This window comes from Vibrio sp. R78045 (assembly GCF_042466085.1).
GTDB lineage: Bacteria > Pseudomonadota > Gammaproteobacteria > Enterobacterales > Vibrionaceae > Vibrio > Vibrio cyclitrophicus.
In genome coordinates, this window is record NZ_JAXHBS010000018.1 from 1530817 (window position 1) to 1538881 (window position 8065).

General features: G+C 43.6%; 3 protein-coding genes, 2 tRNA genes and 1 riboswitch. Of the genes, 2 read left to right on the forward strand and 3 right to left on the reverse strand.

Going from position 1 to position 8065, the window contains the following annotated elements; translation table 11 throughout:
• Positions 1-67: 67 nt before the first annotated feature.
• Positions 68-245: riboswitch (Lysine riboswitch) on the forward strand.
• A 109-nt stretch (positions 246-354) separates the two neighbouring features.
• Positions 355-1722 (forward strand): lysine-sensitive aspartokinase 3, encoded by a 1368-nt coding sequence (gene lysC, locus SJY39_RS28565; RefSeq protein ID WP_010434311.1) that lies wholly within the window; start codon positions 355-357, stop codon positions 1720-1722.
• 115 nt (positions 1723-1837) lie between these two features.
• On the opposite strand, the gene metH is transcribed toward lysC, so the two are convergent.
• The gene (metH, locus tag SJY39_RS28570; RefSeq protein WP_016792984.1) at positions 1838-5515 is read right to left on the reverse strand and encodes a methionine synthase; all 3678 of its coding nucleotides are present in this window, start codon (positions 5513-5515) and stop codon (positions 1838-1840) included.
• Between the two features lie 169 nt (positions 5516-5684).
• Between metH and SJY39_RS28575 the strand changes: the two genes are divergently transcribed.
• Positions 5685-6965, forward strand: a complete 1281-nt coding sequence (locus SJY39_RS28575) for a sodium:proton antiporter (protein WP_010434305.1) — start codon at positions 5685-5687, stop codon at positions 6963-6965.
• An 828-nt stretch (positions 6966-7793) separates the two neighbouring features.
• Here the strand turns inward: SJY39_RS28575 and SJY39_RS28580 are convergent.
• Together SJY39_RS28580 and SJY39_RS28585 are read right to left on the reverse strand one after the other, a co-directional pair.
• Positions 7794-7870: transfer RNA gene (locus SJY39_RS28580), tRNA-Trp, on the reverse strand.
• 59 nt (positions 7871-7929) lie between these two features.
• Positions 7930-8006: transfer RNA gene (locus tag SJY39_RS28585), tRNA-Asp, on the reverse strand.
• Positions 8007-8065: the final 59 nt, after the last annotated feature.

Genomic DNA, 8065 nt, shown 5'->3' on the forward strand with positions numbered 1-8065 from the left:
TTATTTTTTAAATATCTCCAGTTACGGATTGACATTGTTACCGCAAACACGTTCAATGAAATGGCTATCTAGCAGAAGAGGAGCACTGCCCAGGCAGATGTTTTGTGGAACCGCATTTCCAATACAAAACATTAAGGGGGAGCAGTGCCGAGATAATAAAAGGATGCAGGACCTTTATTATCGGTTGAGCGGGCTGAATCCCGGCAACTGTCGCCATTTCTATATGGTGAGGAGCTTCTGAGGTTACTATTCTAATAATTCCTCTCTTTTTGCTCTAAATACTCTCTTCGAAAAACATCGGACGTTGGATTACCCAACCGTAATTTTATTTTAGGAAGTCGTGGGAGATATATCGTGAGTGCATCTAATGTAGCTGGTTCTTTTAATGTCGCTAAGTTTGGTGGAACAAGTGTTGCCAACTTTGAAGCAATGAGCCGTTGTGCTGCTATTATTGAAAATAACTCGAATACGAAACTGGTCGTGAGCAGTGCATGCTCTGGCGTTACCAACCTACTCGTTGAACTCGCGAATGGGGTTCAAGACAAAGCTCGTCGTCAGGATTTGATGACGCAACTGACTGACATTCATAACGCAATTCTCGATCAGCTAGCTGATCCAATCAGTATCGAAAAAGACGTACATTGTATTCTCGATGATATTGCGAGCGCCGCAGAAGCTGCATCATTTCAAGCCAGCACTAAATTGACAGATCACCTTGTCGCATGTGGTGAGCTGATGTCGACACACATTTTGGCTCAGATTATTCGTGAACGAGGTACACCAGCCGTTCGTTTTGATATCAGAGAAGTGATGCGCACTAATGGTGATTTTGGTAAAGCAGAACCACAACTTGAAGATATTTCAGCCCTAGCAAAAGAGAAGCTTATACCACTTTGCCAACAGCAAGTTGTGGTTACTCAAGGTTTTATCGGTGCAGATAGCGAAGGTAACACCACGACTTTAGGCCGTGGTGGCAGCGATTATTCCGCCGCGCTGATCGCCGAATCAGTACAGGCAATGGGGTTGGAAATCTGGACAGATGTTCCGGGTATTTACACGACAGATCCACGCATCGCACCGAAAGCATCTCCTATTCCAGAGATCAGTTTTAGCGAAGCATCGGAAATGGCAAACTTTGGTGCAAAGATACTGCACCCTTCAACTCTAGTACCTGCATTGCGCCACCAAATCCCGGTATTTGTCGGCTCTTCTAAAGCACCAGAGTTAGGTGGAACTTGGATTCGCCAAGAAGTTGAAAGCTCACCATTATTCAGAGCACTTGCTCTTCGTTGCAACCAAACGATGGTTACGCTTCGCAGTGCAAACATGTTCCATGCTTACGGCTTTTTGGCGAAGGTATTCGAGATCCTTGCTAAACATAAGATCTCAGTCGATCTCATCACGACTTCAGAGATCAGTGTCTCACTGACTCTCGATCAAACAGACACATCAGGTGGTGCTCCTGAGTTACCAGAAGCTGCTCGACTGGAGCTTGAAGAGTTGTGTTCTGTAGATATTGAACACGACCTATGCCTTGTTGCGCTTATTGGCAACAACATGAGTGAAAATAAAGGCTATGCAAAGCAGGTGTTTGGCACTCTGGAAGATTTCAATCTACGTATGATTTGTTACGGAGCAAGCCCACACAACTTGTGCTTCTTGCTAGATGCATCTGTTTCTAAGTTGGCGATCCAAAAACTTCACCAAGAGTTATTTGAATAAGGCGATGGTTAATTAATTGGTTTTAATTAACCAAACCCCAGATACAAAAAGGGTTGCTCTTGAGCAACCCTTTCTCTTTTTTACTTTACGAACCAAAGCTCGTCATAGATTCAAACTAGTTAATGTTTGGACCTAACCACTTCTCAGCTTCCAACATATCCCAGCCCTTACGATCAGCATAGCTTTCTACTTGATCCTGTTGAATCTGTGCAATCGCAAAATATCGCGAATCAGGATGAGAGAAGTACATACCCGACACTGAGGCACCTGGCCACATTGCGTAACTCGTGGTTAGTGAAATGTCGATGGCTTTTTCAACGTCCATCAACTCCCACAATGTGCCTTTCTCTGTATGTTCTGGGCAAGCAGGGTAACCCGGAGCTGGACGAATACCTTGGTACTTCTCTCGAATCAAATCGTCGTTAGACAAATCCTCATCAGGCGAGTAACCCCAAATGTCCTTTCTCACTTCTTTGTGTAAATATTCTGCAAACGCTTCAGCCAAACGGTCCGCAACCGCCTGAATCATAATCGCATTGTAATCATCACCATTAGCTTTATATTCATCAGCAAGCTCTCGCTCACCAATACCGCCAGTAACCGCAAAGCCACCAATCCAGTCAGCTTTACCGCTGTCTTTTGGAGCAATGTAATCTGACAAGCAGTAGTTAAAACCTTTTGGCTTCTCGGTTTGCTGGCGAAGATTATGCAGAACCTTCAGCACTTCTGTACGGGATTCATCGGTATACACCTCGATATCATCACCCACACTGTTCGCAGGGAACATGGCACACATACCACGAGCTTCAAGTAACTTCTCTTTCTCTACGCGATCCAACAAATCGTTGGCATCTTTGAATAGTCGTTTAGCTTCATCCCCCACCTCTTCGTGATCAAGGATTGCTGGGTACTTACCAACTAATGACCATGTCATAAAGAACGGAGTCCAGTCGATGTACTGACGCAAAGTCGCTACATCAAAATCACTGAAAATATGAACTCCCGGCTTAGCGGGTGCAGGGGGAGTGTAGGCATCCCAATCGATAGCAACTTTATTGGCACGAGCTTTCTCAAGTGTGACGGGCTTGGTACGAGGTTTTTTACGATTGTGTTGATCTCTAACTCGATCATAATCGATGTTCAACTTCTCAACGAAAGCAGGTTTCAATTCATCAGAGAGTAATGAAGTACAAACGCCTACAGCGCGAGATGCGTTATTGACATAAACAACTGGCTCAGAGTAGTTCTGCTCAATCTTAACCGCAGTGTGTGCTTTAGATGTCGTTGCTCCGCCAATAAGAAGAGGCAGCTTAAAGCCTTGTCTCTCCATCTCTTTGGCAACATGTACCATTTCATCAAGAGAAGGGGTAATCAGACCCGACAAACCAATAATGTCGACATTCTCTTCTTTAGCTACCTTAAGGATTTTTTCACATGAAACCATCACGCCTAAATCGATAATTTCGTAGTTATTACACTGCAAGACAACGCCCACAATGTTTTTGCCAATATCGTGAACATCGCCTTTTACGGTCGCCAGTAAGATTTTTCCGTTAGTCGCACCAACATCTTTAGTTGCATTAATAAATGGTTCTAGATGTGCTACCGCCTGCTTCATAACACGGGCAGATTTCACTACTTGAGGAAGGAACATTTTACCTTCACCAAACAGATCACCAACCACGTTCATACCATCCATTAATGGGCCTTCAATCACCTCAATAGGGCGAGAGGCATTAACGCGAGCTTCTTCGGTATCTTCAACAATAAAATCGGTAATACCTTTCACTAAAGAGTGTTCTAAGCGCTTTTCTACTGGCCAAGTTCGCCATTCTAGAGCTGACTTATCTTCAACTTTACCAACGGCTCGCTCTAGGTACTCGGTTGCCATATCAAGCAAACGTTCTGTCGAATCATCACGACGGTTAAGTACTACATCTTCAACCGCTTCACGTAAATCTTCAGGCACGTTATCGTAAATCTCTAACTGCCCGGCATTTACGATACCCATATCCATACCATTTTTGAAACAGTGGTATAGGAATACTGCGTGGATTGCCTCACGAACGTAGTTATTACCGCGGAACGAGAACGAAACATTCGATACACCACCAGAGATCATTGCATGAGGGAGATCGCGTTTGATATCTCCTACTGCTTCAATAAAATCAACCGCATAATTGTTATGCTCGTCAATGCCCGTCGCAACTGCAAAAATGTTCGGATCGAAAATAATATCTTCAGGTGGGAAACCGACTTCATCAACAAGAATGTTGTAGGCATTGGTACAGATCTCAACTTTACGCTCTCGAGTATCGGCTTGGCCGACTTCATCGAAGGCCATCACAATGACTGCGGCACCATAACGACGAACTAATTTAGCTTGCTCGACAAACTTCTCTTTCCCTTCCTTCAATGAGATAGAGTTAACGATGCCTTTACCCTGAATACATTTCAGACCCGCTTCAATAACGTCCCATTTTGAAGAGTCGACCATGACTGGCACTTTCGAGATCTCTGGCTCAGATGCACATAGATTAAGGAATTTAACCATGCACGCCTCAGCGTCTAGCATCCCTTCATCCATGTTGATATCAATGATTTGTGCACCGTTTTCTACTTGCTCTCGAGCAACACTCAACGCTTCATCGTAAAGCTCTTCTTTAATCAGGCGCTTAAATCGAGCTGAGCCGGTAACGTTAGTACGCTCACCTACGTTCACAAACAGAGATTCTTTGGCGATCGTCAACGGCTCTAACCCCGAAAGACGGCAAGAGACTGGCAAATCGGGTAATTGGCGCGGCATTACACCGTCAACAGCCTCGGCCATCTGGCGAATATGTTCTGGTGTCGTACCACAACAGCCACCAATTAAGTTTAAGAAGCCACTTTCAGCCCATTCCTTAACATGTTCAGCCATATCTTCGGGAGAAAGGTCATACTCGCCAAACGCATTAGGTAAACCGGCGTTAGGGTGAGCAGAAACATAGCTTTCTGAGATACGGGACATCTCACCAACGTACTCTCGCAGTTCATCTGGCCCGAGTGCACAGTTCAATCCAAACGAAATAGGTTTAACATGACGAAGGGCGTTATAGAATGCCTCAGTAGTCTGTCCTGAAAGCGTACGGCCTGATGCATCAGTTATGGTGCCTGAGATCATGACTGGCAATTTAATACCAACTTCTTCAAAAACCGATTCAACAGCAAAAGAACATGCTTTTGCATTTAACGTGTCGAAGATAGTCTCGATAAGAATAAGATCTGAGCCGCCTTTAATAAGTGCTCGTGTCGATTCGGAGTAAGCTTCAACAAGCTCATCAAAGCTAACATTACGGTAGCCTGGATCATTAACATCTGGGGATATAGAACACGTTCGGTTTGTTGGACCTAACACCCCTGCCACAAAGCGAGGTTTATCCGGAGTCTTTGCTGTCCACTCATCAGCAGCTTCACGAGCTAGCTTGGCAGCAGCAAAGTTAATTTCTTCGCTAAGGCTTTCCATATCATAGTCGGCCATAGCAATGGTTGTTGCATTAAAGGTATTGGTTTCGAGGATATCAGCCCCAGCTTCCAAATATTCAGTATGGATATCTTTGATAAGCTTGGGCTGTGTAAGAACTAAAAGGTCATTGTTGCCCTTTAAGTCACTATGCCAATTAGCAAAACGTTCACCGCGGTAGTCTTGCTCTTCCAATTTATAGTCCTGAATCATAGTGCCCATGCCACCATCGATCAGTAAAATTCGTTGCTTCAACAGAGCTTCAATCTTTTGCCTTACATTACTTCCCACAGTACAACCTCATTCCTTTAATTATCCCTCCATCCTATCACACATTAAAAAGGAGTCTAGACGTCTAAAAAAGGAAATTGATTACCGAGTCATGACAAAAAAATGTTTGCTATTTGAGCATGAGACAACGAAAATTCATATTCATACTTTGTTACATGTTGGAATACCAATGTCGGTCTATTACACCTTATGCTTCTTGTCCGCTGCTGCCATGCTTATTGCTTTCGTGAATACCAAAATTGGTAAGATGCAGACAACCATCGCCATCACAGCTGGTTCAATGATGCTATCTCTATTGATTATCATTGCGGGACAAAATAATTGGTTCCAATTGGCAGACATTGCCTCAGAGACCGTTGCCAGTATCAATTTTGAAGATTTCCTTCTAAAAGGGATATTAGGGTTCTTACTATTTGCAGGCGGGTTGGGAATTAAATTACCAAACCTAAAAGACCAAAAGTGGGAAATAACAGTACTCGCATTAGGGGCAACGCTATTTTCAACATTCTTTATTGGTTTTGTGCTCTATGGGTTCTGTCAGTTCATCGGTATTCAATTTGATCTAATTTACTGCTTACTCTTTGGCTCTCTAATCTCCCCGACCGATCCAATTGCCGTGTTAGCCATCGTAAAGAAACTCGATGCGCCAAGACGAATCTCTACTCAAATCGAGGGAGAGTCTCTATTTAACGATGGTTTTGGTTTAGTTATCTTCGTAACCCTATTTACTATCGCATTTGGTACAGAAGCGCCAACAGTCAGCAGTGTAACTATGCTTTTTGTCCAAGAAGCGATTGGCGGAATTGTCTACGGTTTTGCTTTAGGCCTCGTATTCCACTACTTAATTAGCAATACAGATGACCACTCGATGGAGTTACTATTAACTATCGGTATCCCAACTGCTGGTTATGCCTTTGCTGAAGTTCTACATGTATCGGGACCATTGGCAATGGTGGTATCAGGTATCATGATTGGTAACTGGACACGCTTTATCGGATTCTCAAAAGAGAGTGAAGACCACTTAGACCATTTCTGGGAGCTAATAGACGAGTTTTTAAATGGTGTATTGTTTTTACTAATCGGTATGTCAATGTTGCTATTCAAATTCCACCAAGAAGACTGGATCTTAATGGCGTTCGCCGTTCCTCTAGTACTAAGCGCTCGCTACCTAAGTGTCTTCTTGTCTTATATCGGGTTTAAGCGCTTTAGAACTTATAACCCATGGTCTATAAAAATTCTAACTTGGGGTGGTTTACGTGGCGGCTTAGCACTCGCTATGGCACTTTCTATACCTTCTGGCATTTGGGTAATTGAAGAGAAGCTCATCGATGTAAAAGAAGTTATCCTCGTTATGACCTATGCGGTAGTTGTGTTCTCGATTTTAGTACAAGGCTCGACAATTACTCCTATGATTGAAAAAGCAAAGCAAGCAGAGAAAGAGCTAGATTAACATCTCATAATATTAAACTAGGCTGCCTAATTTAGGTGGCCTTTTTTGTATCCTCTATAAATTGGACACATCAAATATTCCACACTCAAAAGCATCTATGTGGACTAAATTCTAGATCGAGCTGAGACCAAAAGAAGGCAAAAGAAATTTAATAACTATGTAGAAGACTCGTGAAACAACGATCTTAGCTCTATTCTAGTTCTTACTAGGGACAAGTCATGCAAAGAACTCGTTCACCTTTAGCACTATTGGGCATCCCCACCAAATCGGTCTTCAGTTGTATAAGTATAAATTGGATAGGGTTTACCATTTAATCTTGAAACAAAAGTAATGAGACTAAGAGCCTAGCAGCAATAACTTTAGCCATTATCGGAAGCTGCGGTATTAAATGAGTGTTGAGCAGAAAGACTCTATTTTTCAACTAAGTCTAAAAACGGAAGGTTACAACAAATAGGTTTCCAGAGGTGCGAGTAGATAGGAATAACTAAAGTAACAAAAAGAAAAAGGCTATAGCATTTCTACCGGACACGCTAACTATGGCAAGGGGCGACTGAGTCGGCACTCCGGAGATTCGACCGGGCTAGCGAGCCTTGGGAGACGCCTAGTTCTCCCAACTTTGCTTCATAGAAGCAACAGACGTAAAAAAGCCCCAGCATTTCTGCTGAGGCTTCTTATATGGCAGAGGTGGACTGAGCCGGCACCCCGGAGATTCGAACTCCCAACACGCGCTGTTTTAGTAAGTCGGGGAATCCGCTGCTGTGCTAATGGTGTATTATATTTGATTCAGAAACTAAAAAGGCTCTAGCATTTCTGCTAGAGCCTTAAATATGGCAGGGGTGGAGAGATTCGAACTCCCAACACGCGGATTTGGAATCCGCTGCTCTGCCAATTGGAGCTACACCCCTAAAACTTTCATTACTTCAGATTCGAAAAAACCTCGCACTAGGCGAGGTTATCGAATAAGTGGCGGAGTGGACGGGACTCGAACCCGCGACCCCCGGCGTGACAGGCCGGTATTCTAACCAACTGAACTACCACTCCGCAGTGGTCAACTCACTAAGTGAGCGTCCATATCTCCAGGTTGGTCAACCTAAAGATTT

Coding starts and splice junctions, on each gene's coding strand:
- SJY39_RS28575 (WP_010434305.1), top strand. CDS start 5,685: ATGTCGGTCTATTACACCTTATGCTTCTTGTCCGCTGCTGCCATGCTT.